Source organism: Nitratireductor sp. L15S-10 (assembly GCF_045011005.1).
GTDB lineage: Bacteria > Pseudomonadota > Alphaproteobacteria > Rhizobiales > Rhizobiaceae > Nitratireductor.
Map to the genome: position 1 here is coordinate 3,363,488 of NZ_CP120674.1, position 23,832 is coordinate 3,387,319.

Genomic DNA, 23,832 nt, shown 5'->3' on the forward strand with positions numbered 1-23,832 from the left:
TAAAACAATTTCACAAAATCTTTTGACCTTCTTGTCGTCCCATTTGCTTGCTCCGGTCCGCCGCCTGTGCAAATAGCATTGGTCGAAGACATTCCGAGAGGTCCCCATGACTGCCATCACCCGCCGTGCGCTCGGCGCACTTGCCCTTTCCACCGCAATTGCCGGATTTGCGCTGCCGTCGCAGGCGGCAGACAAGATCAATGTCGGCATTCTTTCGCTCACATCCCATTCCCCCAGCATCATTGCCGAGGCGAAAGGCTATTTCGAAGCGCAGGATCTCGATGTCGAGTTCGTGTCCTTCCAGGCCGCGCAGCCCATGGCTGTTGCCATCGCTTCAGGCGATGTCGATTTCGGCATGACAGCCATTTCCGGTGGCCTGATCAGCCTTGCCGACAAGGGCGTAATCAAGGTCATCGGCGGTGCCTTGCAGGAAACGCCGGATGTCGAAGGCCAGAAGATCCTCGCTTCCAGGGCCGCATATGACGCCGGCGTGAAGACGCCCGCCGATCTGAAGGGCCGCACCTACGGCATCACCACCACCGGCTCCTCCTTCCACTACATGGCGCACAAGATCGCCGACAAGGAAGGCTTTGACCGTGCGGAAATCCAAGTGAAGCCGCTGCAGAAAGTGCCGGCCATCATCGCGTCACTCAAGAGCGGCCAGATCGATGCATGGTCCATCGTTCCCAACATCGCCGGCGCACTCACCAAGGGGCCGGAAGTGGTGGAGATCGGCAAAGTGTCTGATTACATCGACAATTATCAGGTCACCACGGTCTTCACCTCGACAAAAAATGCGACCGAAAAGAAGGATCTGGTCGAGCGCTTCCTCGCCGGCCTTTCCGAGGGGATCAGCGACTATAACGCCGCCCTCGTCGACAAGACCATGAGCGAGGAAGACACGGCTGCCATCGTCGCGATGATCCACAAATACGTCTATTCCGACCAGCCGCTCGAAAAGGCCGATCCGCGCATTCGTGCGGGCGCGATGCGCATCAATGAAGGGGCAGCCCTCAGCGTCGCCAGCGTCGAGGATCAGCTTGAGTGGTTCAAGTCCGAAGGCCTCGTGCCCGAAGGCGTGACGGTGGAAAAGCTGGTTGACACCAGCTTCGTGGAAACCCGCTAACAGCGAAACCGCCCCGGCCCGCCCGGGGCGGCATTCTTTGAGCCGATGCAGCTTCTTCTCAGGAACATTACCCATCACTATGGCGGCAGGACCGTCCTCGACGACATCTCGCTTACGGTGGATGATGGAGAGATCGTCTGCATCGTCGGTCCCTCGGGCTGCGGCAAGTCCACGCTTCTGCGCATCGCCGGTGGGCTGGAAAAGCCGGATGCGGGCGAAGCGCTTCTTTCCGGCCCGGAGCCGGAAGGCTCGCTCAATCCGCTGACCTACATCTTTCAGGATTTCGCCCTTCTTCCCTGGCGCAGCGTGGAAGGCAATGTCAGCCTCGTACTGGAAGATCATGGCATCGCCGCAGCCGAGCGGCAGGCCATAATCGCCGATGTGCTCGCGCGCACCAGTCTTTCCGACTTCGCAAAGGCGCTGCCGCGCCAGCTTTCCGGCGGCATGAAGCAGCGGGTGGCCATTGCCCGGGCGCTCGCCGTCAAGCCGGCCATCATGCTGATGGACGAGCCGCTTTCCGCGCTCGACAGCCAGACACGCGAACTCCTGATGGACGATCTCGTGGCGTTGTGGACCCGCGAGCGGTTTTCCGCCTGCTATGTGACGCACAATCTCAACGAGGCCGTGCGTCTGGGCCGCCGCATCATCGTTCTGTCTCGTCGGCCGGGGCGTATCCGCGACGTGGTCGAAATCGACATGCCGCTCGCTGAACGTGCCGACCGGCTGGCAGAGCTCGAAACCCTCCAGCGCCGCGTCTGGGAGATCATGCGCGAGGAAGCACGCGAAGCCGACCGGGAGATTTCCGATGTCGCATGATGCAACGCGCGACGTGCCTGCCAGCCATGCCGCAGCGCCTGAAACAGGTGGTCAGCGTCCGGTTCCATTCCGGGGCGGCGGTTTCGTTCATCGCTCGCTCGGCCCCGTCGCGCCAATTGTTTTCCTCGTCATTCTGGCGGTCTGGGAACTCGGCTCGCGTTCAGGCTTCATCAGCCCGATTGCGCTGCCGGCTCCATCCGAAGCGTTCGGTGCGCTGATCGATCTCTTCCAGACGGGCATGCTGTGGAAACATCTGGGCGCGAGCCTTTACCGACTGATCGTCGGCTGGACGCTGGGCAGCCTGCTTGGCATTGCCGTCGGCCTTTTCATCGGCCTCTTTTCGCTTGCCCGCGCCGGGCTTCTGCCGCTGGTCTCCGCGCTTTTCCCGATTCCAAAGATTGCGCTTCTGCCGCTCTTCATCATCTGGTTCGGCATTGGCGAAGGTTCCAAGGTCGCGACCATCCTGTTCGGCACCTTCTTCCCCACCGTGATCGCCACCTATGGTGGGGTCGACAATGTGGACCGGACTCTCATCCGAATGGGCCAGTCCTTCGGCATGTCGTGGCTGTCCATCGTGCGCAAGATCATCGTGCCGGGCGCGATGCCCGCCATCCTGTCGGGCTTTCGCATCTCGGCTTCCATCGCCATTGTTCTGCTTGTGGCGGCAGAGATGATTGGCGCTGAATTCGGCGTCGGGGCCTATATCCTGATGGCCGGAGCGCTTTTTGCGCTCGATCAGCTCATTGCCGGCGTGGCACTTCTCTCCGTCATCGGCCTTATCATTGCGTGGCTGATCGGCAAGCTTGAAAAGCGCCTTCTTTCTTGGCGAACATGAGGGTTCGCGCGGGTTTTGAAAAAAGTCCCTGCAAATCGACCGAAGGGCGCTTGTCAGCGGAAAATCTCGTGCTATAACCCACGCGCTTCCGGCGGAGAACCAACCCCGCCACTGCTCGCAGAAATCTCTGCCCCAGCATCGTGAAGCAGGGTTTGCCCAGGTAGCTCAGTTGGTAGAGCAGCGGACTGAAAATCCGCGTGTCGGTGGTTCGATTCCGCCCCTGGGCACCACTTCTTCACAAATCAATCCGTTGACCGCCGCATTCTATTCCATACTGCATTCCCGAGACGACGAGATTTCAGAGCGGCGGGCTCTTGTCGTGCGCGTGTTTCCGTGCGCGTGTTTCAATGAATACGGTCCGTGCAGGCACAAACACCACTAACCGCATCATGATGTTGGATGGAGCTCAAATCTTGAAGATCGCGCCGGCATTCCGGAGTGCAAAGCGGATCATCCTGATGGCGTTGGGGTTCATGATGCTGGGCCTTGCTTTCGTCGGCGCGTTCGTACCGATCATGCCGACCACGATCTTCCTCATTCTTGCCGCATGGTTTTTTGCTCGCTCTTCACCGTCACTCGAACGCAGATTGCTTGAACACCCCAGGTTCGGAGCTGTTCTGCGCGACTGGCGCGACCGGGGCGTTATCCCGCGACGCGCGAAAATCCTCGCTGCAGCCGGCATGGCCATCGGTCTTGGACTGTTCGTCCTTCTCTACAGCCCCAGCCCGCTGCTCGCGCTGGCAATTGCAGCGGCTATTGGGGCAGTGGCAGTCTGGATCGCTTCAAGACCCGAAGCCTGATCCGTTTTCTGATGCGGCACGCGATTTTACTGCGGTGCCGCCCACATTGTGCTCACCCTTTTTCCTCAGGGGACACTCCGCCGTTACCGCCTGCCCGGCGGTCCTTTGCCGGCGTGAAACTGACCACACGATCGTCGGTCGATGGCGCCCCAGTGGTACCGGCGGCAAAAACGAGTTTACCCGACGGTTTCACCCACAGAAGCACGATCGTGTCATCCGCTCGGCTTTTCAGATAGGCATCATAATCAAACTCGTCGGTCAGCTTCGTGGCCTGGAACGTCCAGCCCTGCCAATGCCGCTCACGCAGGGTGCGGAAATCCACGCCCTCGTCTGTGAGCGGGCGGCCGCCAAGGGTGAAATTGAGCGACATCCGTTTCGACTGATCTGCCCCGCGCCCGAGCTGATAGACATGCGACCGGCCAAGTTCCGGTGCGAAATCAGTGCAGACGAGTGAATTGTAAGCATCGTTGTCGGTCACCGCGATCAGGGTGGAAAATCGTTTCGGATCAATACTGTGATGCGCTTCTTCCGACAGGATATCCCCGTAGAATACGGGGACCTCGGATAGGCGCGCCTCAGCAATATGGTTCCAGTTGGGATCAGCAATCATGACCGGCACGTCCATCTCGCGCAGCTTTCGCGCCAGATCAATGGCCCATCTCGGTCCGCCGGCGATGAGCAGACCGGGCTTTTCGGCGCTTTTCAGTTTCAGCAGCGAGGCCAACGGGCCGAGCGTGAAACCATGCAGCACAATTGTGGTGACAACCACGGCGAAGGTGAATGCCACCATGCGGTTCGCATCGGCAATGCCCGCATCTGCGAGTGCCCCGCCGAACAGGCCAGACACGGCGACAGCCACCACACCGCGCGGCGCAATCCAGCTTGAAAGCGTGCGCTCCGCAAGTGTCGCGCCGGACCCAGTCGTAGCGGTCATGATTGCCAGTGGGCGCACGACAAAGAGGAGCGACGCCACAAACATCGCTGCCCGCCAGTCGAGACTTTTGAAGTCATCGATCGTGAGCGAGGCGGTCAGAAGGATAAATATGCCCGAGACGAGGAAGACAGTGATGGTCTCCTTGAACCGCCGCATTTCGGCAAGGCTGGCAATGCGCGTGTTCGCGAGCACGATGCCCATGACCGTCACCGTCAGGAGGCCCGCCTCCTCAAGAACCAGATTGGTCAGCGCATAGGCCAACAGCACTGTGGCGAGCAGGATGGGCGCTTTCAGGAATTCCGGCACAACGCCGCGCACGAACGCCCAGTGAATGGCCCGCGCCGCCACATAGCCGCCGACAACCGCAACAGCAAATGCAGCCACCACCACATAGGCGAGGCTACCGCCCTGATGCTGCCCGATCAGAACCAGAATGACCTCAAAAGCAACAACCGCGAAAAGAGCTCCGATCGGGTCGTTGACGATAGCCTCCCACTTGAGCAGCGATGCCGGTCGCGCAGCAAGCTGCGCCTGGCGCAGGAGCGGTGTGATAACGGTCGGCCCCGTCACCACCAGGATGGCACCGAGCACCACAGCCGTCGGCCATGAGAGGCCACCAATATAGTGAGCGGAAAGCGCGGTCATCACCCAGACGAGCGGACCGCCGAAAATGATGATGCGCCGCACCGCCGTGGAGGTTTCGCTGATCTCCTTGAAATTCAGCGTGAGCCCGCCCTCGAATAGAATGATTGCGACGGCGAGCGAGACGAGCGGGCGGTAAATCGTGCCGAAATCCTCCGCCGGATTCACAAATCCGGTGGCTGGACCAGCGAGAACACCGGCAAGCAGCAAAAGCACGATAGCGGGCAGACGTAGTCGCCAGGCGAGCCACTGCGCGCCCATGCCCATCACGCCGATCAGCGCGATTTTCAGTCCGATATCATGCATAGGAGATCCGTTTGTCTGAGAGGGGCAGGGAACTGGAATGCCTCAGGCAGAATAGTCGCTCCAGCGCAAGCATCCAACACACCAAATGCACGGAAGAAAAAACATTCGGGCGTGCGGGCGAGAACACCGGCGAGCGCGCTGCACGGCCCTAAATCCGCTGCCTCCACAAAGTCGCTTACTCATTCTCTAGAGGTCGTATTGACAGATCGGCTCCAGCAACGAAACTTCAACCATGATCAGCAGCGGGCCCGGCAACTGAAATGGCGTGGAGGGCGCCGACGGGTCATGGGGAGGAATACCATGAATGGACGGGGCGTGATTTTTCATGCAGACCGGGTGCTGGCCGCGGTGGATTCGGACCATGCAGCAAAATCTGCTCTGGTCGCCTCGTGGCAGCGCTCGTTTCGCCTACACCGGCTAGATCCGGCTCAAAGGCGCGGGCCAGAACGGATTTCGGATTTCGAACTTGCTGCGGCCCGCGCTCGATGCGAACCGTTGATCCGGTCCGCGCAGGCCTCATTGGATCAGCTCTTTCTCGCCGTGGGCAGTTCCGGCTATTGTGTGCTACTCGCCAACCAGAAAGGCATTCCCGTCGAGCGGCGCAGCGCGGCAGGCGATGATGCCACGTTTCAGCGATGGGGGCTGTGGACAGGCAATGTCTGGAGCGAGCAGGTCGAGGGAACCAACGGCATCGGCACATGCCTGGCGGAAAGCCGGGCGCTGACAATACACCTCGACCAGCATTTCCATTCGCGCAATACGCTCCTCTCCTGCACCACGGCGCCTGTCTACGATCATGAAGGACAACTTGCGGGTGCGCTTGATGTCTCTTCGTGCCGCGCTGACTTGACGGAAGGAGTTCTTCATCTGATCGCGACGGCCGTTGGAGACGCGGCACGCCGCATCGAGGCAGAAGCCTTTCGGCTGGCCTATCCGCAGGCACGGATCATGCTTTTGCCCGTAGCAGACACGACAGCGCTTATCGCGGTTGATCGCCACGATCTGGTTATCGGTGCGACGCGGACCGCCCGGGCCATGCTCGACCTGCCGCCCGGCCCCATCTCGAGACCAATTTTCGCACGCGACCTCTACGACGCCCCGGAGCGGCCTGCTGTTCCTGCCCTGGCGGACGCGGAGCGGAGTGCGTTGCAGCGAACGCTTCTCAGCACCGGAGGCAATGTTTCGGAAGCAGCACGTCAGCTCGGAATATCCCGTGCAACCATGCATCGCAAAATGGCACGGCTGGGAATAGGTCGTGGCAACTGACAATTTCAGACCCGACCTGTTTCAGATTTGAGACAGGTCGTAGCCACAGAAGCCACACCCCCACTGCCCCGCAGCGTGGTATCAATCTACCATCCCCGCAAAATGCATAAGAATGCGGTCTGAGATCGCAACGGCTTCCAGAGTTGGGCCGTACGACCTCAGATCACTTTGAACGCGTCTGAGCGATTTTCTCGAGCCAGACGCTACACCTTGCCTCTTCTCATATTTTTGGAAGGGGCTGCCCCGGCAGGCGGGAGGCTCAGCCGCCAGCTAAAAGCCCCCGCCTGCTCCTTTTGTTTCAGAAGCAGAGCAGATCGCAGGAAATCATGCCCGGCCGGGAACGCGCCGTCTCACTCACCCGCGTGAATGAATGCAGCCACGCACAAGCGTGTGTGTGCCTCTCTGTGGTCCCTTTTGCGCACCCATGCCGGTAGTGCGGGTTTATTCGGCAGCTTCCGAATAAGAAGATGGGAGATAATTCAGCACCGGCCCAAGCCAGCGCTCCACCTCCGCGACCTCCATGCCCTTGCGGGCCGCATAGTCTTCCACCTGATCGCGCTCGACCTTGGCAACCCCGAAATAATAGCTTTCCGGATGCGAGAAATAGAGCCCCGAAACAGATGAACCCGGCCACATGGCCATGCTTTCGGTCAGCTTCACGCCCGCATTCTTCTCCGCATCGAGAAGCTTGAAGAGCGTCACCTTCTCCGTGTGATCCGGCTGCGCCGGATAGCCCGGTGCCGGGCGAATACCCGCATAGGGTTCGGCGATCAGGTCCTCGGGCGTGAAGGTTTCATCACCCGCATAAGCCCAGAACTCCTTGCGCACTTTCTCATGCATGCGTTCGGCAAAGGCTTCCGCGAACCGGTCGGCCAGCGCCTTTACGAGGATCGAGTTGTAGTCGTCATTCGCCCGCTCGAAACGCTCGGCAATCGCCACTTCCTCGATGCCCGCCGTCACCACAAAACCGCCGATCCAGTCAGGCTTCCCGCTGTCTACCGGAGCGACGAAATCCGACAAGGCAACATTCGGCTTGTTGCCACGCTTGGTGAGCTGCTGGCGCAAGGTGAAGAAAGAAGCAAGCTCCTCTTCCCGCGTTTCATCGGTGAAGAGGCGCACATCATCGCCCACGGCATTGGCCGGCCAGAACCCGATCACGGCGCGCGGCACGAACCACTTTTCGTCGATGATCTTCTTCAGCATGGCCTGCGCGTCGGCAAAGAGCTGCCGCGCGGCCTCACCCTGCTTCTCGTCTTCGAGAATTTTCGGGTACCGTCCCTTCATCTCCCAGGTCTGGAAGAAGGGTGTCCAGTCGATATAGCGCGCAAGCTCTTCCAGATCCCAGTTTTCGAAAACCTTCGTGCCGGTGAAGCTCGGCTTCGGCGGCGTGTACGCCGCCCAGTCGATCCTGTGCGGATTGGCGCGGGCCTTGTCGATCGGCAGGCGCTGCTTGTCACGCTCGGAGCGTTCATGCGCTTCCGTCACCTTGCGATATTCCTCGCGCAGATTTGCAACAAAACCGTCGCGCGTCTCCGCCGAAAGCAGGTTTGAGACGACGCCCACCGCACGGCTCGCATCGTTTACATGAACCGCCTGCCCGCGCTCATAGCTCGGGTGGATCTTCACCGCCGTGTGCACCCGACTGGTCGTCGCGCCACCGATCAGAAGCGGGATATCGAATCCCTGGCGCTCCATTTCGGCCGCCACATGCACCATCTCGTCGAGCGACGGGGTGATGAGACCAGACAGACCGATGATGTCGACCTTCTCTTCGCGTGCGGTCTCCAGGATCTTTGCAGCCGGCACCATCACGCCCAGATCGATAATCTCGTAGTTGTTGCAGGCCAAAACGACGCCGACGATGTTCTTGCCGATGTCGTGCACATCGCCCTTCACCGTCGCCATCAGGATCCTGCCGGCGCTCTCGCGCTCGCCCCCGCCATTGGCCCGTTTCTCCTCTTCCATATAGGGAAGCAGAAGAGCGACGGCCTGTTTCATCACCCGCGCGGACTTCACAACCTGCGGCAGGAACATCTTGCCTGCGCCGAACAGGTCGCCGACCACGTTCATGCCCGCCATCAGCGGACCTTCGATCACATGGAGCGGGCGCTCTGCTTTCTGCCGCGCTTCTTCTGTGTCCGCGTCGATATACTCGGTGATGCCGTTTACCAGTGCATGTTCCAGCCGCTTATCAACCGGCAGCTCGCGCCAGGAAAGATCCTTTTCCTTCGCCTCGCGGCCTCCAGTGCCACGATAGCGTTCAGCGATATCGAGCATCCGCTCCGTCGCCGTGCCGCCCGCCTTCGGCTCGCGGTTGAGCACCACGTCCTCACAGGCCTCGCGCAGCTCTGGATCAATGGTGTCATAGACGGCAAGCTGGCCGGCATTGACGATGCCCATGTCCATGCCCGCCTGAATGGCGTGATAGAGGAAAACGGCGTGCATCGCCTCGCGTACGGGCTCATTGCCGCGGAACGAGAAGGAGAGGTTCGACACGCCGCCCGAGATATGGACATGCGGCAGGGTCTGAGTGATCTCCCGCGTTGCCTCGATGAAGTCGACGCCGTAATTGTCGTGCTCCTCGATGCCGGTGGCGACCGCGAACACGTTCGGATCGAAGATGATGTCTTCGGGGGCAACACCGGCCTTCTCAGTCAGGAGCTTGTAGGCGCGGGTGCAGATCTCCACCTTGCGGGCCCTGGTGTCGGCCTGGCCGGTTTCATCAAAAGCCATCACGACCATCGCCGCACCATACATGCGGCACAGATTGGCCTGATGCAGGAACGCCTCCTCACCTTCCTTGAGCGAGATGGAGTTGACCACGGCCTTGCCCTGCACGCATTTCAGACCAGCCTCGATCACCTCCCATTTGGAGGAGTCGATCATCACCGGAACACGCGCAATATCCGGCTCCGCCGCCACGAGGTTCAGGAACTCGACCATGGCCTTCGTGGAGTCGATCAGCCCCTCGTCCATGTTGACGTCGATAATCTGCGCGCCGCCTTCCACCTGGTTGCGCGCCACGTCGAGCGCGGTCGCGTAATCACCGGCAGTGATGAGCTTTCGGAATTTCGCCGAACCCGTGACATTGGTGCGCTCACCCACATTGACGAAGGGAATGTCGTCGGTGAGCGTGAAGGGCTCCAGCCCCGAAAGGCGCATCAAGGGTGCACGCTCGGGAATTTCGCGCGGCGGATGGTTCGCCACCGCGTCGCGGATCGCGGCAATGTGCTCGGGCGTCGAGCCGCAGCAGCCGCCAACCACATTGATCAGCCCTTCGCGCGCGAATTCCGCGACCTGCTCGGCCATCATCTCCGGGCTTTCGTCATACTGGCCGAAGGCGTTTGGGAGGCCAGCATTCGGATATGCGCAGATCAGCGTGTCGGCCACGCCCGAAAGCTCTGCCAGATGCGGGCGCATGGCAGCGGCCCCCAGCGCACAGTTCAGACCAATGGTAATCGGCTTGGCGTGGCGCACCGAATGCCAGAAGGCCGTCGGCGTCTGGCCGGAAAGCGTACGGCCCGAAAGATCGGTGATCGTGCCGGAGATCATCACCGGAAGGCGCACACCGCGCTCGGCAAAGATTTCCTCACAGGCAAAGATCGCCGCCTTTGCATTGAGCGTGTCGAAGATGGTCTCGATCAGCACGATGTCCGCGCCGCCATCGAGTAACCCGCGAAGCTGTTCGCCATAGGCGGTGCGCAGATCATCGAAGGTGACGGCGCGGTAGCCGGGATTGTTCACATCCGGCGAGATGGAAGCGGTGCGGTTGGTTGGTCCGAGTGCGCCTGCCACGAAGCGGCGCACACCGTCCTTCTCTTCGGCGCGCCTGGCTGCACGGCGGGCAAGGCGCGCACCGTCGCGGTTGAGCTCATAGACCATCTCCTCCATGCCGTAATCGGCCTGGGCAATGGTCGTTGAGGAGAATGTGTTGGTTTCAAGAATGTCCGCGCCCGCCATCGCATAGCGGAAGTGTTCTTCCTCGATCGCCTTTGGCTGCGTCAGGTTGAGCAGGTCGTTGTTGCCCTGCTGGTGGCAGGCGCAGCCGATGAAGCGGTCACCGCGGAAGTGGTCCTCGTCGAAGCCCAGCCCCTGGATCTGCGTGCCCATCGCACCGTCAAGGATGAGGATGCGCTCGCCCGCAGCCTTGTGCAGCGCGGCGAAGATTTCCGATCCATCCGGCTTTTCGCCAACGGGACCAAACAGTTCATCGATAGACGACATGGGCGACGCTTTTCATCCTTGATAGAATTACAGGGTGCATCACATAAAGATATCTTTATGTCAACATGCACACCCTGACCATATCACGGATCAGCCTTGCGTTCACGCAGCGTTTCACCCGGCGTCCGAGGGACTCAGCCTGCCCTCGCCACCGCCTCGAAACTCTCTTCCAGAACTCCCAGAAGGTGGTCCGCATTGGCTCTTGAGAAGATCATCGATGGGCGCATCTTCAGCACGTTGTCATAGGGGCCTTCCGTGCCCATCAACACGCCGCGCGCCCGCGCCTCGTTGCAGATCGCGCGCGCTGATGCCGTGGCCGGCATCTTCGTCTCACGGTCCTCGACAAGCTCGATGCCGAGGAACAGACCCATGCCGCGCACATCGCCGATCACGGGATAGCGATGCTGAAGCTCAATGAAGCCTGCCTTGAGATAGGCACCGATTTCCGCCGCATTCTGCCTGAGGCCGTCGCGCTCGATCGTGTCGATCACTGCAAGACCCACCGCGCAGGAGACAGGATTGCCGCCGAACGTGTTGAAATACTCCATGCCATTGTGGAAGCTTTCGGCGATCTCGCGCCGCACCACCAGCGCACCCATGGGATGGCCGTTTCCGATGGGCTTGCCCACCGTGACGATGTCGGGCACCACGCCCTGTGTTTCAAACGCCCACCAGTGGCTGCCGACGCGGCCAAAGCCCACCTGCACCTCATCAGCGATGCAGATGCCGCCTGCCGCCCGCACCATGCGGTAGACTTCCTCCAGATAGCCTTCGGGCATGAATACCTGCCCGGCAACGCTGGGGATGGATTCAGCGATGAAGAAGCCCGGCGCCTCACCCTTCGCCGCCATGGCGTCGATCTGGCCGGCAACGCTTGCCGCGAAGCGCTTCGCCAGTTCCTCCTGTGGCCAGTCGGACGGTGCGCGGTAGGCATCCGGCAGTTCGGCCACATGCACATGCGGCTTCGGTCCCTGCCCGCCCTTGCGGCGAAACTTGTAGGGACTGAGATCCACCAGTTCCTGCGTGGTGCCGTGATAGGACCAGTCGAGAACGATGGCGTTCTCCCGGCCCGTATGTGCCCGCATCATGCGCAGCGCCAGGCTGTTTGCCTCCGAACCCGAATTCACGAAGGCCGCTATGGAAAGTTCTTCCGGCATGGTCGCCGTCAGCCGCTCCGCATAGGCGACGATGTTGTCGTGCAGATAACGCGTGTTGGTGTTGAGCGTCGCCGCCTGCCGAGCCAGCGCCTCCACAACCGCCGGGTGACAGTGGCCGAGATGGCAGACATTGTTGAAGCAGTCGAGATAGGCGCGACCCCGGTCGTCGATGAGCCAGACGCCCTCGCCTTTCACGAACTTGATCGGCTCCTCATAGGAAATCGACAGGTTTGGCAGGAGCAGAGACTGCCGTTTTTCCACGATCTCGGCCTTGGAAAGCCGCCCCGCATCCACCGCCACGAGCCCGGCAAAATCGCTCGCATCGGGGAAGAGCTCGCCCCATGTTTCCAGATAGCGCGTTTCGCCAACGCCCAGAATGTCATCGGCACTCATTGTGGTGTCGCAGGCGATCTGCAGATGCAGATGCGGCATCCAGCCGCCATTTTCCTTCGGCCCGCCCATATGGGCCAGAAACGCGCCGGCCTCGACCCGGTCACCTACCTTTAGCCGGTCCGCCACCTCATGGGCGAGATGCCCCCACAGCGACATGAATGCGGGGCCGCCTTCCGGATTGTGTTCCAGCACCATCACCGCGCCATAGCCAAGCCGTGCGGGCTCGATGCTCACCTCGCGCACGGTTCCCTCCAGCGGCGCATACAGCGCAGCCCCGGCCGGCAGAAAAAGGTCAAGCCCCAGATGCCGCGTGCGGCGCTCACCCGCGATCAGACGGGATTCGAAAATCTCGCTCGTATAGACGCCGCGATCCTCGCCCCACGGCCCGATACCGAGGATACGTCTTGCATCGCCCACCGCCTCTTCCCAGAGCGCCTGTGCCTCGTCTGGCCGCTCCTCCGCAGAGGCAATCGCGATTGCATCGTCCCGGTCGCCAAGCGGCACATGGGCAGTCGGATAGCTCGCAGCCGGTCGCGCCAGCACCGGCGCGAAACGGCTGCGGTTCTTCGCAAGCCAGCTTTTCACCGCGCGCACACCCTGCATCGCCTCGAAGCCGCAGGCGTTGCGCAGGATGGCCGTGGCAAAGCGCGAGTCCATCGCTCCCAGCCGCCGCAGAAGATCCCAGGCCGGCTTCTCGCTCACAGCAAGATAAGGATTGTCTGCCACTTCCGACTGGCGGCTGGCCGAGATCGTCACCGAGGTGACAAGCCGCATGGCGACGAGATCGAACAGCAGGTCGATTTCTTCTTCCAGCAGCGGATACTGCGCGTGGAACCCGGCCGCCAGCGCACCGATCGCTCCCAGCGGGTCATCGCAGTCGAGCGCGCCATAGGCGCCGGCAATCGCCACCTCGCAGATCAGCGCGCTGTAAAGCGCATCGCCGAAATCGATCAGACCGCAGATCTTCGTGTGATCCGCCGGATCGACCAGCACGTTCCAGTCGTTCGCGTCATTGTGGATCACCCCACCGCGCAGGCGCGAAAGCCGTGGTATCACATTCGCCTCGAAACGGTCGATGAAGCGCTTCGCAAGCGCGCGATCGTCCGCATCGCGGATATGGTCAAGCCGCGCGCGGTTGTTGCCGGCAAGGCGCAGATCCCAGTCGAGCGGTCGCACGGCACCCGGATGCATGAACCCGTTGAGCGCATGATTGAACCGGCCAAGCAGTTCGCCGAGGCTCTCCATGGCCGCCTCGCTGCGGGGCACTTCGGCAAGCGGCGTGCCCTCGATCCAGCTTACGAGCCGCAGCCTGTGCGTCGCACCGTTTGCGCCTTCAACAGAACCCAGCGCCTCGCCCTTGAGCGTTGGCAGAAGCTGCGGCACCGGCAGGTCAGGCGCAGCAGACTGGATATGCTGCAGAAGTGCGGTCTGAAAATCGCTCTCCTCGACCGGCTCAGCCGCATTGACAATCTTGAAGATGAACGTGCCTTCCGGCGTTTTCACCCTGAAATTCTGGTCCCGTTCGCTCGCCAGAGCCGAAAGCGCGCCCTCGATGCCATAGACATCTTTGAGAAGCCCTGCCGCCTCTTCCTCAGAAAAGCGCGGAACCGTGTCGAGAATTGCGGTCATGCTGAACCCTCCCGCGTGCCGTTTCCGGCGGTCTCATTCATGCAGCGATCTAGACCACTTTCAGGGTCGATGAGAACAACCGATCTAGGAAAGTTCCGCGATCAGCTCTTCCGTCGTCACCTGCCGGCAATAGCCCTTGATGGTGCGCAGCGAATTGTCGTGGCGTTCCTGGCTGTAGGTCAGGCAGGCGTCCGTCACCTGTGTCACCAGATAACCAAGGTCGCAGGCATCGCGAATGGCGCTTTCCACGCATTGATCCGTGATCAGCCCGCAGATGATGAGCTGCTTCACACCCAGATTGCGCAGAATGTAGTCGATATGGGTCGACACGAAGACGGAGGAGGAAGACTTCGGCAGCACGATCTCGTCTTCGCCCGGCGCGATCTCGTCGATCACCTTGCCGTCCCACGAGCCCTTCGGCACATTGAAGCCGGTGATCTTGTAGTCGAGGCTGCGGTCGCGTCCGTCAAGCGTCAGGCTTTCGATTGTGGTGTACATCACCTCCACGCCCGCCTTGCGGCAGGCCGCCTGCAGCTTCTGCATGCGCGGGATCACCTCGCCCTCAAGCCGGTCGAAATACCAGCCATATTTCTCGTTCAGCGTCTTTTCGTCGAGATCAGCAAACTCCGCGCCATTCTTCTTGGCGCTGAAATTCTGCACATCCACATAGAGGATCGCCGCCTGGCCCGGCTCGATGGGAACATTGCGCGTGAGTTCCATGTCTATAACTCCATTGCAAAGCGATGCACGACGGCGGTCATGAGCTTTGCCCATTCTGCCTGCCCGGCGGCATCTGAGATGAGATCGTTGCGAATTTCAATGAGACTGTGCGGCAAACCGCTTTCTTCCCCGTGACGCGGCACGAACCAGTCCGACTCATCGTCGATCTGGTAGGGCTCGTTCATGCCCACGGTCAGGGTTGGCGCATTCTCCAGCACCAGGTGTCGCAACCGCTCGGAGGTCGCTGTGTCCTTGCGATAAAGGAAGCTGATTTCCCAGGGGCGCGGAACACCGTCCTGTAGCTGCGGGTTGAAACTGTGGATCGACAGGATCGCCCGGCAGTGCGACGCTTCGCGCATCATCGTCACCGCCGCATTGAACGGCTCGAATATCTCCTGCGTGCGGTGGGCGCGCGCATCGTCGCTCAGGGAGCGGTTGCCCGGCACGATCACGCCATCGCTTACCTCCGGCATCGCGTCGGGTGCTTCCGGCGGGCGGTTGCAGTCGATCACCAGCCGGCTGTAGCTCTGAAACACCGCCGGCGCACCCAGCTGTTCGGCCATCAGCCGCGTGACGGCGGCGGCCCCGATGTCCCAGCCGATATGCGCCTCGCGCGCATCGTCCGGAAGACCGAGACCGTTCAGGGCTGCCGGCACCGTCTTGCCCGCATGCTCGCAGACCAGCAGCACCGGAAAGCTGCTTTCCTGATTGATAATGGTGACCGGATCCGGATCGAGCGGCGACAGGAGACGCTCACTCTCTCCGACAGATGTGTGAAGGCTCATACTTTCTCCGCCTTGAGGGCTGGCGACGGGATAAGGCCGTTCGGGCGGAAGATCAGCACGAGAACGACCAGGCAAAGGGCGATGGGATCGCGGAATTCCTGCATGCTGGCCGGCAGGTAGGCGGCCAGATAGATTTCAATGAAACCGAGCAGGAAGCCGCCAGCCACGGCGCCACGCAGCGAGCCGAGACCGCCAAGGATGGCCGCGATGAAGGCTTTGAGGACCGGCGTGAAGCCCATCAGCGGATCGACCGAGGCACGCTGGCTTACCCAGAGCACCGCCGCAACGCCGGCCAGAAAACCCGACAGCGCAAACGCACCGGCAATCACCGTGTTGGCGCGGATGCCCATGAGGCGCGCGACGGAGAAGTCTTCCGCCGCCGCCCGCATGGCGATGCCGATGCGGTGATGCTTCATGAAACGGTCGAGGAAGATCAGCATCACGATGGTGGTGACGATGGCCGCGATCTTGTTGACGCCGATCACCAGTCCGCCGAAGCGCACGCTTTCCGACAGGATTTCCGGCACAAGAACGGCCTGCGAGCGGGCGGAAATGAAGTTCTGGAACAGAACCTGCAGGATCATCGACACTGCAAAACTCGTCACCAGCATGGTCGCGCCGGAAGCGTTTCTCACCGGCCTGAAGGCAATGCGCTCCATGGCCACGGCGGCAAGCACAGCAGCCGCAATGGCAAGCAGAATGGAGAAGGCGAAGGGAACGCCCGCAAGGCCGCAGGCCATCAGAATGTAGCCGGCGATGGTCATCAGCTCACCGTGGGCGAAGTTGATCAGCCCCATGGTGGAAAAGACCATGGCAAGGCCCAGCGCAAGCAGCGCATAGGTGCCGCCCAATGCGAAGGCATTGACGGTTTGCTGTAGAAACAGATCCATTAATCGGCCCCCAGATAGGCAGCTTGCAGCGTGTCGGAATTGCGCAGTTCGGCGGCCGTGCCGGAAGCTGCGATGCGGCCGCTGGCCATCACGTATCCGCGATCCGCGACCTCGAGCGCCATCGAGACATTCTGCTCGACGACCACCATGGTCACCCCCTGCTTGCGCAACACGGTGATCAGCTCGAAAACCTGCTCGACGATCTTCGGCGCGAGCCCCAGCGACGGTTCGTCAAGCAGTAGAAGACGCGGATTGCTCATCAACGCGCGGCCAACGGCCAGCATCTGCTGCTGGCCGCCCGAAAGCGTTCCAGCAAACTGCTCACGGCGTTCCCGCAGAATCGGAAACAGGTCAAAGACCCGTTCAAAAGCCGTTTTCACCTCGGCCTTGTCCCGCATGGAATAGGCGCCCATGAGCAGGTTTTCCTGCACGCTGAGCGTGCCGAAGACGCGCCGGCCTTCGGGCGACAGCGTCATGCCGAGGGAAGCAAAACGCTCCGGCGCGCTGCCGGTCACATCCTGCCCCCTGAAGGTGATCCTGCCTGCGCTGGCCGGCGCCAGACCGACCAGCGCATTGAGCGTCGAGGACTTGCCAGCGCCATTGGCGCCCAGAAGCGCGATGATTTCGCCTTCACGCACGTCCAGATCGATACCGCGCACCGCCTGCACGGCACCGTATTGCACCTGGAGCGACTGGACTGTCAGTAGCGCAGACACGTCCTGCCTCACTGAACGCGGGGTTCGGGGATGAGCGCGGCGTCAGGCGTCGGCTGGCCGATCAATTCGCGCCCGCCATCCTTCACGCGGATCAGGCTCACCTCGCGCAGGGGCATGCCATCCGTGCCCTTGTAGGTGATGGTGCTCGTCGCGCCCTGGACGTTCTCCAGATTGGCGATCGCATCGCGCAGCGTCTGCGCATCGGTGGAGCCGTCCGCCGCGATCACCGCCGCCTCGATGACCTTGATGAGGTCGTAGCCAACCGCGTTGAACACGGTTTCTGGTGCCTTGCCGTTCACCTCTTCGAACTTCTTGTTGAAAGCTTCGAGCGGGCTGCCCTCGGTCGGGTGACCTGCGGTGGTGAAGACAAGTCCTTCGGCCACCGCGCCAAGCGAGAAAGTGGTCGGGCTGTCGATGCCGTCGGAACCGATGATCTGGCTTTCCACGCCCGCCGCACGCAGCGCCTTCAACATGGAGGGGAAATCCGGCTCATAGGTCGAGGTCATGATCACATCGGGCTGCGGGTCGAGCGCAGCGATGCGGGTCGCGATGGCCGAGAAATCCTGCTGGCCGATCGTGTGCGTGTCCTCGCCCAGCATCTTGCCGCCAAGCTTCTCGAACACTTCCGCGAAGTAGAGCGGCATCGTCGTGTACTGCGTGTCGGGCGAATAGATGATGTAGGCGCTGCGGTGGCCCTCGTCATAGGCCCATTTGGCCGAAACGGTGGCCTGCACGTTGTCGCCCGGGAAGTTGGCGAACATGTAGTCGCCGCCGATCTGCGGCAGGGTGGGTGAGGAGGCGCAGGTGGAAATGGCCGGGATCTGCGCTTCGGTCACAACGCCGATGGCGGCAAGCGCCGGATCGGCATCGCAAGGCAGCACGATCACGGAAACGCCCTCATCCACCAGTTCCTGAGTGGCAATGGAGGTCTGCGCCGCGTCGGAACGCACATCCTTTTCCAGAAGCTCGATCTTGATCTTGCCGTCGATGCCGCCGGCTTCGTTGATCTCGTCGACGGCGATGTGGATGCCGTCGATCACGGGCGTATCAAAGGGTGCGAGTGCGCCGGTCTGTGCGGTTGCGACACCGACGCGCAGCGTTTCTGCCGCAGCCGGAAACGCCATCGCACTGGCGAGAAGTGTGGATATGAGCAGTTTGTTCATGTCAGTTCCCTCTTTCTTGTTTGTTCGTTTGTCAGGCGGCCTTGCCCGGCCCGAGATATGCCTCGATGACCGCCGGGTTCTCCCGAATGGCAGCCGGGGCGCCATCCGCAATGAGCTTTCCTTCGTTGAGCACGACAATGCGGTCGCACAGTTCGTTGATCAGCTTCAGATCGTGGTCGACAAGCACGACGCCCAGTCCCAGATCGGCCGATAGCACCTTCAGCCGTTCGATCAGATCGTCGGTCTCTTCGCGGTTCATGCCGGCAGCCGGTTCATCGAGCAGAAGCAGCGTCGGTTCGCAGGCGAGTGCGCGCGCAATCTCCACCCGGCGCTGCTCACCATAGGAGAGTGTTCCAGCATCCTCGCCGGCGCGTTCCTCGATGCCGAGGCGCGCGAGTGCGGCACCGGCCCGCTCCTCCGCATTCTTTCCGCCATGGGTGGAAAGGGCCGCTGCCAGAACATTCTGATAGACGGTCAGCGTCGGGAACAGGCGAATGTTCTGGAATGTGCGGGCGATGCCTGCGTCGGCAATCTTCTCCGATGCCACGCCGGTGAGCGATTTCGAACCCAGCACCACATCGCCTTCGGTCGGCTTCAGCACGCCGGAGATGATGTTCAGAAGCGTTGTTTTTCCCGAACCGTTGGGGCCGATGAGGCCCAGAATTTCGCCCGGATTGACGGAGATGCTCACATCGTCCACCGCTCGCAGACCGCCAAACTGCATCGACACATGCTCGACCTTCAGAAGGTCGTCGCTCGTGCGTTTGCCGAGCGCTTCGGCCCGACCTCGCTTCGGCCTGAACGGGAAAGCGCGCTCTTCCCATTCCTTCAGCCCCATCACGCCTTCCGACATGCGGAACATGGCGAACAGGATGAGCAGGCCAATGCCGATCTGCGTCGTACCAAACACAGCCGGCAGCTCCAACCCGCCAATGCTCATGCCGCTTTCGAAGCGGCGCAGGATTTCGGTGATCACCGTGATCAGGATCGTGCCGGAGATGGCGCCCGTCACCGTGGTCATGCCGCCGACGATCAGCATCGCCAGAAGCAGGAACGTGTCGTGGAAATAGAACTTTTTGGGACTGAAAGCGCCCAGAAAATGGGCGATCAGCGCGCCCGAGAGCGCCATGATGGCGGCACTCAGAACCCATGAGACGAGGCGTTCGCGCTGCACATTGATGCCAACGGCCTTGGCCGCAATGGCGTTCTCACGGCCCGCCCTCAAGCGTAGACCCGAAAGGGAATCGCGATACCAGCGCGCCGCGATCAGCGCGATCACGCAGGCCACCGCGGCGATGATCAGCGTCGTGTCACGCGGAACGCCGAAAAAGGACTGCGCGCCGCGCGTCACATCGCGCCAGCCGATGATCACGCCATGCACAATCACCAGAAGGCCGAGCGTGGCGATGGACGCCGCCGACCCTTCCAGCCTGCCGATGGCAATGCCGATCAGAAGCGCAATCACCGCCGTGACCAGAACCGCGACGATGATGGCAGGGATGAGCGAGAGCTCGGTTGCAGCAAGCCAGTCCGGCAGCCCGCGCAGCGTCGCCATCTTCAATCCCGCCGGCAGCGTCAAAAGGCCCGACACATAAGCACCGATGCCCATGAAGGCCACATGGCCGAAGCTCAGGATACCGCTGTTGCCGCTATAGACACCAATGCCCGTCACCGCGATGAGCGAGATGAAGAAAACAGTCAGCACGCGCTCGGCAGCAGCACCGAAAAAACCGGCGACGACAACGCCCACCACAGCCAGAACGATAATGGCAAGAGCGGCGGCAATGAAATGCTGGCGCGATGACGTGAACATGAATTCCCCTTTTGCTCCCCTCATCTAGCTTTGATATTATTTTTTCATAGTCAACCAAAAATTTTCATATTGACTTATGATTTTCAAAATCGTCTGTTTTGCCGGGAGGGGAATTCGATGCAAGTCAGACAAAGGCTGGAGAACCTGTCGAGCGAGCTCACGGCGACCGAAAGGAAGCTGTGCACCGCGCTGTTGCTTGACTATCCCTATGCGGGCCTGGACACGATCCAGGATCTCGCGAACAAGACCGGCACCTCGCCGCCCTCGATCTCGCGTTTCGTCACCAAGCTCGGCTTTCAGGGCTATCAGGATTTCCAGCGTCATCTGATCGATGAAATACGCCAGTCGAACCGCTCGCCGCTCGACCTGCATGTGGGCGATCGCCCCATTCAGGGCGACTATCTGGAAGATTTCGTCTCTCGCGCCCTCAATCTCATTTCCGCCTCGGCATCCGCCATCACAAGCGCTCAGTTCGAGCGCGTCTGCGACCTTCTGGGCGACGAAAAACGCAACGTCTATCTGATCGGCGGGCGCATCAGCGATGCCATCGCGCTTTATGTCTCGCGTCATCTGCGCCAGGTGAGAAGCGGCGTATTCCACCTGCCGGCGGATCCGGAAATCTGGCCGGAATACATGCTGCGCATGCGTTCAAAAGACGTGCTGTTCATGGTGGACTACCGCCGTTACCAGCGCAATCTGGCCGAGCTTGCCCGCCGCGCCAAGGCGCAGAGCGGCGTCCAGATCGTTGTCCTGACCGACAAATGGATGTCGCCCGCCGCCAATCACGCCAATGAGGTCTTCGCCACCCCCATCGAAAGCGGCACCGTCTGGGACAGCTATTCCGGCGCCATGGTGCTGATGGAGGCGATGCTGACCCGCATTGCCGAAACCAACTGGGACAAAACCCGCAAACGCATCGAAGCCTGGGACTCGCTCCGCTTCGATCATGGAGCACGCGACGATGATCAGTAATCCCTTGATGTTTGCCGCCACTTCGGATTTTTCCGGCATCACGCGCGGCAAGGCCTTTCCCTTGAAGGAAATGGAAAAGCGCTTTCGTCAGGGCGTGGGCTGGACACCCACCAATGTGCAGATCACCTGCTTCGACACGATTGCCGAGAGCCCGTTCGGCTCCTTTGGCGATCTGATCCTCGTGCCGGATGCCGACACGGCTGTCACGCTCGATCTCGAAGACGGTGGCCCGGTCGAGCGTTTCGTTCTTGGCGACATCCTCCATCTCGACGGCGATCCGTGGAGCTGCTGCACCCGCTCCATTCTGAAAACCGCGCTGAAGCGGCTCGAAGATGTCTCCGGACTGCGTCTTGTCGCCGCCTTCGAGCACGAGTTCCAGTCCCGCAATCCTGCGCAAGGGCCGGGCGAAGCCTTCGGCCTTGCCAGCTTCGGCAAGCACCGGGCCTTCGGCGAAACGGTCATGGCTGCCCTTGAAGTGGCCGGTGTAAAGCCGGACACCTTCCTGAAAGAATATGGCGCCGACCAGTTCGAGGTCACCAACGGGCCCGATCTCGGCGTCACCGCCGCGGATACCGCTGTCAAGGTGCGTGCGGTCACGCGGCTTGTCGGCGAGCGCATGGGCGAGCCCGTCACCTTCGTGCCCATCCGCGATCCCGCCGGCGTCGGCAATGGCGTCCATGTGCATATGAGCTTCGTGGATGAAAACGGCAAACCCGCCACCTACGACCCCGACGCACCGTGGGGCATGGCTCAAAAAACCGGCTCCTTCATCGCCGGCATCCTGAAATATATGGACAGCATTGTCGCGCTGACAGCACCGTCCGCCATCTCCTACACACGGCTCACGCCGCATCGCTGGAGTGCGGCCTTCAACAATCTGGGCTATCACGACCGCGAGGCCGCCGTGCGTATCTGCCCGGTGACGAGCGCCAGCGCGGAAAGTGCCGCAAAACAGTATAATTTCGAGTATCGCGCAGCCGATGCCACCGCCTCTCCTTACCTAGTTCTCGCAGCGCTTGCCCACGCCGGCGCGCAGGGCATCGAAGAAGGCCTTGCCGCACCGCAGGTCACGGAAGAAGACCTCTCCGAATTGCCGGCAGCAAAGCTCGCCGAGCGCGGTCTCGTGCGCCTGCCGCAGTCGCTCGGCGAAGCGCTGGATCGCCTCGAACAAAACCCGCGCGTGGCCGAGTGGATCGGCAGGGAGGCGCTTGATGTCTATCTGAAGCACAAGCGCGGAGAGCTCGCACAAACCGCCGACCTCAGCGAGGCGGAACGCTGCGCCCGCTACGAAGCCGTCTACTGATCAAGCGTCAGGGGGAAAGCCGCATGACCGGTCTCTACGAACGCGAAAGCCGCAGCGTTTCCACGCTCGCTCATCTGCGCTTTTTCCCGCAGGCGGTGACGGGCGGCAAGGGCTCGATGCTGCGCGGCGATGATGGACGCAACCTTCTCGATTTCGCCGCCTCCTGGGGGGCGGCCAGCCTCGGCCACGGCCACCCCGCACTCGCCGAGGCCGTCAACCGCGCGCTGTCCGACCAGGCCGGAGCCAGCTATCTCTCCACCGCCAACGAGCCCAGCGTTCTTCTCGCCGAGAAACTTCTTTCTCTGGTGCCGAAGCGCGCCGCAGGCCGTGTCTGGTTCGGCCATTCGGGCTCAGACGCGAACGAAACCGTCGCCCGCGCGGTTGTCGCGGCAACCGGTCGACCGCGCATCATCTCCTTCAAGGGCGCGTATCACGGCGGAACGGTGGGCTCGGTTGCGATTTCCGGCCACCCCGCACAGGGTGGAATTGAAAAGGCCGCCGGCCTCAGCCTCGTCCCCTATCCCGACTCATATGCTTCGGGCAGCCCCGAAGCCGCATCGAAAGCGGCGCTCGCCCATATCGAAGAGCTCTTCGCCACCTCCGTCTCACCGCAGGACGTGGCAGCCTTCTTCATCGAGCCTATCCAGTCGGATGGCGGAATGCTGGTGCCACCGCCGGGCTATTTCAGGGAAATCGAGAGGCTCTGCCGCAAGCATGGCATTCTGCTCGTCTGCGACGAGGTGAAGGTGGGTCTCGCCCGCACCGGACGCCTTCACGCGTTCGAACACAGCGGCATCGAGCCCGACATCGTCGTGTTCGGCAAGGGGCTTGGTGGCGGGTTGCCCATCTCGGCGGTCGTCGGCCCCGAAGCCATCATGAACCACGCCTCGACCTTTTCCTTCCAGACCCTTCATGGCAATCCGGTCTGCGCGTCAGCGGGCCTTGCCGTGCTTGAAACCATTGAGCGCGAAAATCTGGTCAAGAACGCCGCAAAGGTCGGCAACACGATGCTTTCCGCCCTGCGCGCTTTGCAGGAAAAACACCCCCTCATTGGCAATGTGCGCGGCCATGGGCTTGCCATCGGCGTCGAGCTTGTCAGCGACCGCAAGGCCCGCACGCCCGCCATCGAGCAGACGGCGCTCACCGTCTACCGCGTCTTCCAGCTCGGCCTCGTCATCTACTATGTGGGCCTCAATTCCAACGTTCTGGAATTCACCCCGCCCCTAAACCTGAGCGAGGATGAAGCCCTGCGCGGGATCGCCATTCTGGATCAGGCTCTGAGCGATGTGGAAGCCGGCAAGGTGGACCCGCAATTGCTGGAACGCTTTGCCGGCTGGTAAGT

At 61.5% G+C, this 23,832-nt stretch carries 17 protein-coding genes and 1 tRNA gene; 9 read left to right on the forward strand and 9 right to left on the reverse strand.

Going from position 1 to position 23,832, the window contains the following annotated elements:
• Positions 1 to 106 precede the first annotated feature (106 nt).
• From P2W41_RS16090 to P2W41_RS16110, 5 genes are all read left to right on the forward strand, one after another.
• A complete protein-coding gene (locus tag P2W41_RS16090) occupies positions 107 to 1,126 on the forward strand; it encodes an ABC transporter substrate-binding protein (protein ID WP_404933746.1) in 1,020 nt (339 codons plus the stop codon).
• A 45-nt stretch (positions 1,127 to 1,171) separates the two neighbouring features.
• The gene (locus P2W41_RS16095) at positions 1,172 to 1,942 is read left to right on the forward strand and encodes an ABC transporter ATP-binding protein (protein ID WP_292899157.1); all 771 of its coding nucleotides are present in this window, start codon (positions 1,172 to 1,174) and stop codon (positions 1,940 to 1,942) included.
• On the forward strand, positions 1,932 to 2,777 hold the full coding sequence (locus tag P2W41_RS16100) for an ABC transporter permease (RefSeq protein WP_292899156.1): 846 nt from the start codon (positions 1,932 to 1,934) through the stop codon (positions 2,775 to 2,777). Before P2W41_RS16095 ends, P2W41_RS16100 begins: the two co-directional genes overlap by 11 nt.
• A 154-nt stretch (positions 2,778 to 2,931) precedes the next feature.
• Positions 2,932 to 3,007, forward strand: a tRNA-Phe gene (locus P2W41_RS16105).
• A 159-nt stretch (positions 3,008 to 3,166) separates the two neighbouring features.
• Positions 3,167 to 3,577, forward strand: a complete 411-nt coding sequence (locus tag P2W41_RS16110) for a YbaN family protein (RefSeq protein ID WP_404933747.1) — start codon at positions 3,167 to 3,169, stop codon at positions 3,575 to 3,577.
• A 52-nt stretch (positions 3,578 to 3,629) separates the two neighbouring features.
• On the opposite strand, the gene P2W41_RS16115 is transcribed toward P2W41_RS16110, so the two are convergent.
• Positions 3,630 to 5,459 carry a sodium:proton antiporter gene (locus P2W41_RS16115; RefSeq protein ID WP_292899154.1) on the reverse strand — a complete coding sequence of 610 codons (1,830 nt, stop codon included), beginning with the start codon at positions 5,457 to 5,459 and terminating at the stop codon, positions 3,630 to 3,632.
• A 300-nt stretch (positions 5,460 to 5,759) separates the two neighbouring features.
• On the opposite strand from P2W41_RS16115, the gene P2W41_RS16120 reads away from it, so the two are divergent.
• Positions 5,760 to 6,725 (forward strand): helix-turn-helix domain-containing protein, encoded by a 966-nt coding sequence (locus P2W41_RS16120; protein ID WP_404933748.1) that lies wholly within the window; start codon positions 5,760 to 5,762, stop codon positions 6,723 to 6,725.
• A gap of 441 nt (positions 6,726 to 7,166) precedes the next feature.
• Here P2W41_RS16120 and metH read toward each other — a convergent pair whose 3' ends face one another.
• From metH to P2W41_RS16160, 8 genes are all read right to left on the reverse strand, one after another.
• Positions 7,167 to 10,949 (reverse strand): methionine synthase, encoded by a 3,783-nt coding sequence (metH, locus tag P2W41_RS16125; protein WP_404933749.1) that lies wholly within the window; start codon positions 10,947 to 10,949, stop codon positions 7,167 to 7,169.
• A 134-nt stretch (positions 10,950 to 11,083) separates the two neighbouring features.
• Positions 11,084 to 14,128: an aminotransferase class III-fold pyridoxal phosphate-dependent enzyme gene (locus tag P2W41_RS16130; RefSeq protein ID WP_404933750.1), complete on the reverse strand. Its 3,045-nt coding sequence runs from the start codon at positions 14,126 to 14,128 to the stop codon at positions 11,084 to 11,086.
• Positions 14,129 to 14,212: 84 nt separating this feature from the next.
• Positions 14,213 to 14,848 (reverse strand): isochorismatase family cysteine hydrolase, encoded by a 636-nt coding sequence (locus P2W41_RS16135; RefSeq protein ID WP_404933751.1) that lies wholly within the window; start codon positions 14,846 to 14,848, stop codon positions 14,213 to 14,215.
• A gap of 2 nt (positions 14,849 to 14,850) precedes the next feature.
• Positions 14,851 to 15,633 (reverse strand): N-formylglutamate amidohydrolase, encoded by a 783-nt coding sequence (locus P2W41_RS16140; RefSeq protein WP_404933752.1) that lies wholly within the window; start codon positions 15,631 to 15,633, stop codon positions 14,851 to 14,853.
• On the reverse strand, positions 15,630 to 16,523 hold the full coding sequence (locus P2W41_RS16145) for a branched-chain amino acid ABC transporter permease (RefSeq protein WP_404933753.1): 894 nt from the start codon (positions 16,521 to 16,523) through the stop codon (positions 15,630 to 15,632). Before P2W41_RS16145 ends, P2W41_RS16140 begins: the two co-directional genes overlap by 4 nt.
• Entirely contained in the window at positions 16,523 to 17,239 is a 717-nt protein-coding gene (locus P2W41_RS16150) for an ABC transporter ATP-binding protein (RefSeq protein WP_404933754.1), read from the reverse strand. Before P2W41_RS16150 ends, P2W41_RS16145 begins: the two co-directional genes overlap by 1 nt.
• Positions 17,240 to 17,247: 8 nt before the next feature.
• Positions 17,248 to 18,402 (reverse strand): ABC transporter substrate-binding protein, encoded by a 1,155-nt coding sequence (locus P2W41_RS16155; protein ID WP_404933755.1) that lies wholly within the window; start codon positions 18,400 to 18,402, stop codon positions 17,248 to 17,250.
• Between the two features lie 31 nt (positions 18,403 to 18,433).
• A complete protein-coding gene (locus P2W41_RS16160; RefSeq protein WP_404933756.1) occupies positions 18,434 to 20,215 on the reverse strand; it encodes an ATP-binding cassette domain-containing protein in 1,782 nt (593 codons plus the stop codon).
• Positions 20,216 to 20,332: 117 nt separating this feature from the next.
• Between P2W41_RS16160 and P2W41_RS16165 the strand changes: the two genes are divergently transcribed.
• From P2W41_RS16165 to P2W41_RS16175, 3 genes are read left to right on the forward strand one after another with little or no spacing between them, the layout of a single operon-like run.
• Positions 20,333 to 21,187: a MurR/RpiR family transcriptional regulator gene (locus P2W41_RS16165; protein ID WP_404933757.1), complete on the forward strand. Its 855-nt coding sequence runs from the start codon at positions 20,333 to 20,335 to the stop codon at positions 21,185 to 21,187.
• Positions 21,177 to 22,490 (forward strand): glutamine synthetase family protein, encoded by a 1,314-nt coding sequence (locus P2W41_RS16170; RefSeq protein ID WP_404933758.1) that lies wholly within the window; start codon positions 21,177 to 21,179, stop codon positions 22,488 to 22,490. Before P2W41_RS16165 ends, P2W41_RS16170 begins: the two co-directional genes overlap by 11 nt.
• Positions 22,491 to 22,513: 23 nt before the next feature.
• Positions 22,514 to 23,830, forward strand: coding sequence for an aspartate aminotransferase family protein (locus P2W41_RS16175; protein ID WP_404933759.1), 1,317 nt, complete (start codon positions 22,514 to 22,516; stop codon positions 23,828 to 23,830).
• Positions 23,831 to 23,832 lie beyond the last annotated feature (2 nt).

Excerpts from the sequence above, each read along its gene's own strand:
- P2W41_RS16090 (WP_404933746.1), top strand. The coding sequence starts at position 107 with ATGACTGCCATCACCCGCCGTGCGCTCGGCGCACTTGCCCTTTCCACC.
- P2W41_RS16095 (WP_292899157.1), top strand. The coding sequence starts at position 1,172 with ATGCAGCTTCTTCTCAGGAACATTACCCATCACTATGGCGGCAGGACC.
- P2W41_RS16100 (WP_292899156.1), top strand. The coding sequence starts at position 1,932 with ATGTCGCATGATGCAACGCGCGACGTGCCTGCCAGCCATGCCGCAGCG.
- P2W41_RS16110 (WP_404933747.1), top strand. The coding sequence starts at position 3,167 with ATGATGTTGGATGGAGCTCAAATCTTGAAGATCGCGCCGGCATTCCGG.
- P2W41_RS16115 (WP_292899154.1), bottom strand. The coding sequence starts at position 5,459 with ATGCATGATATCGGACTGAAAATCGCGCTGATCGGCGTGATGGGCATG.
- P2W41_RS16120 (WP_404933748.1), top strand. The coding sequence starts at position 5,760 with ATGAATGGACGGGGCGTGATTTTTCATGCAGACCGGGTGCTGGCCGCG.
- metH (WP_404933749.1), bottom strand. The coding sequence starts at position 10,949 with ATGTCGTCTATCGATGAACTGTTTGGTCCCGTTGGCGAAAAGCCGGAT.
- P2W41_RS16130 (WP_404933750.1), bottom strand. The coding sequence starts at position 14,128 with ATGACCGCAATTCTCGACACGGTTCCGCGCTTTTCTGAGGAAGAGGCG.
- P2W41_RS16135 (WP_404933751.1), bottom strand. The coding sequence starts at position 14,848 with ATGGAACTCACGCGCAATGTTCCCATCGAGCCGGGCCAGGCGGCGATC.
- P2W41_RS16140 (WP_404933752.1), bottom strand. The coding sequence starts at position 15,633 with ATGAGCCTTCACACATCTGTCGGAGAGAGTGAGCGTCTCCTGTCGCCG.
- P2W41_RS16145 (WP_404933753.1), bottom strand. The coding sequence starts at position 16,523 with ATGGATCTGTTTCTACAGCAAACCGTCAATGCCTTCGCATTGGGCGGC.
- P2W41_RS16155 (WP_404933755.1), bottom strand. The coding sequence starts at position 18,402 with ATGAACAAACTGCTCATATCCACACTTCTCGCCAGTGCGATGGCGTTT.
- P2W41_RS16160 (WP_404933756.1), bottom strand. The coding sequence starts at position 20,215 with ATGTTCACGTCATCGCGCCAGCATTTCATTGCCGCCGCTCTTGCCATT.
- P2W41_RS16165 (WP_404933757.1), top strand. The coding sequence starts at position 20,333 with ATGCAAGTCAGACAAAGGCTGGAGAACCTGTCGAGCGAGCTCACGGCG.
- P2W41_RS16170 (WP_404933758.1), top strand. The coding sequence starts at position 21,177 with ATGATCAGTAATCCCTTGATGTTTGCCGCCACTTCGGATTTTTCCGGC.
- P2W41_RS16175 (WP_404933759.1), top strand. The coding sequence starts at position 22,514 with ATGACCGGTCTCTACGAACGCGAAAGCCGCAGCGTTTCCACGCTCGCT.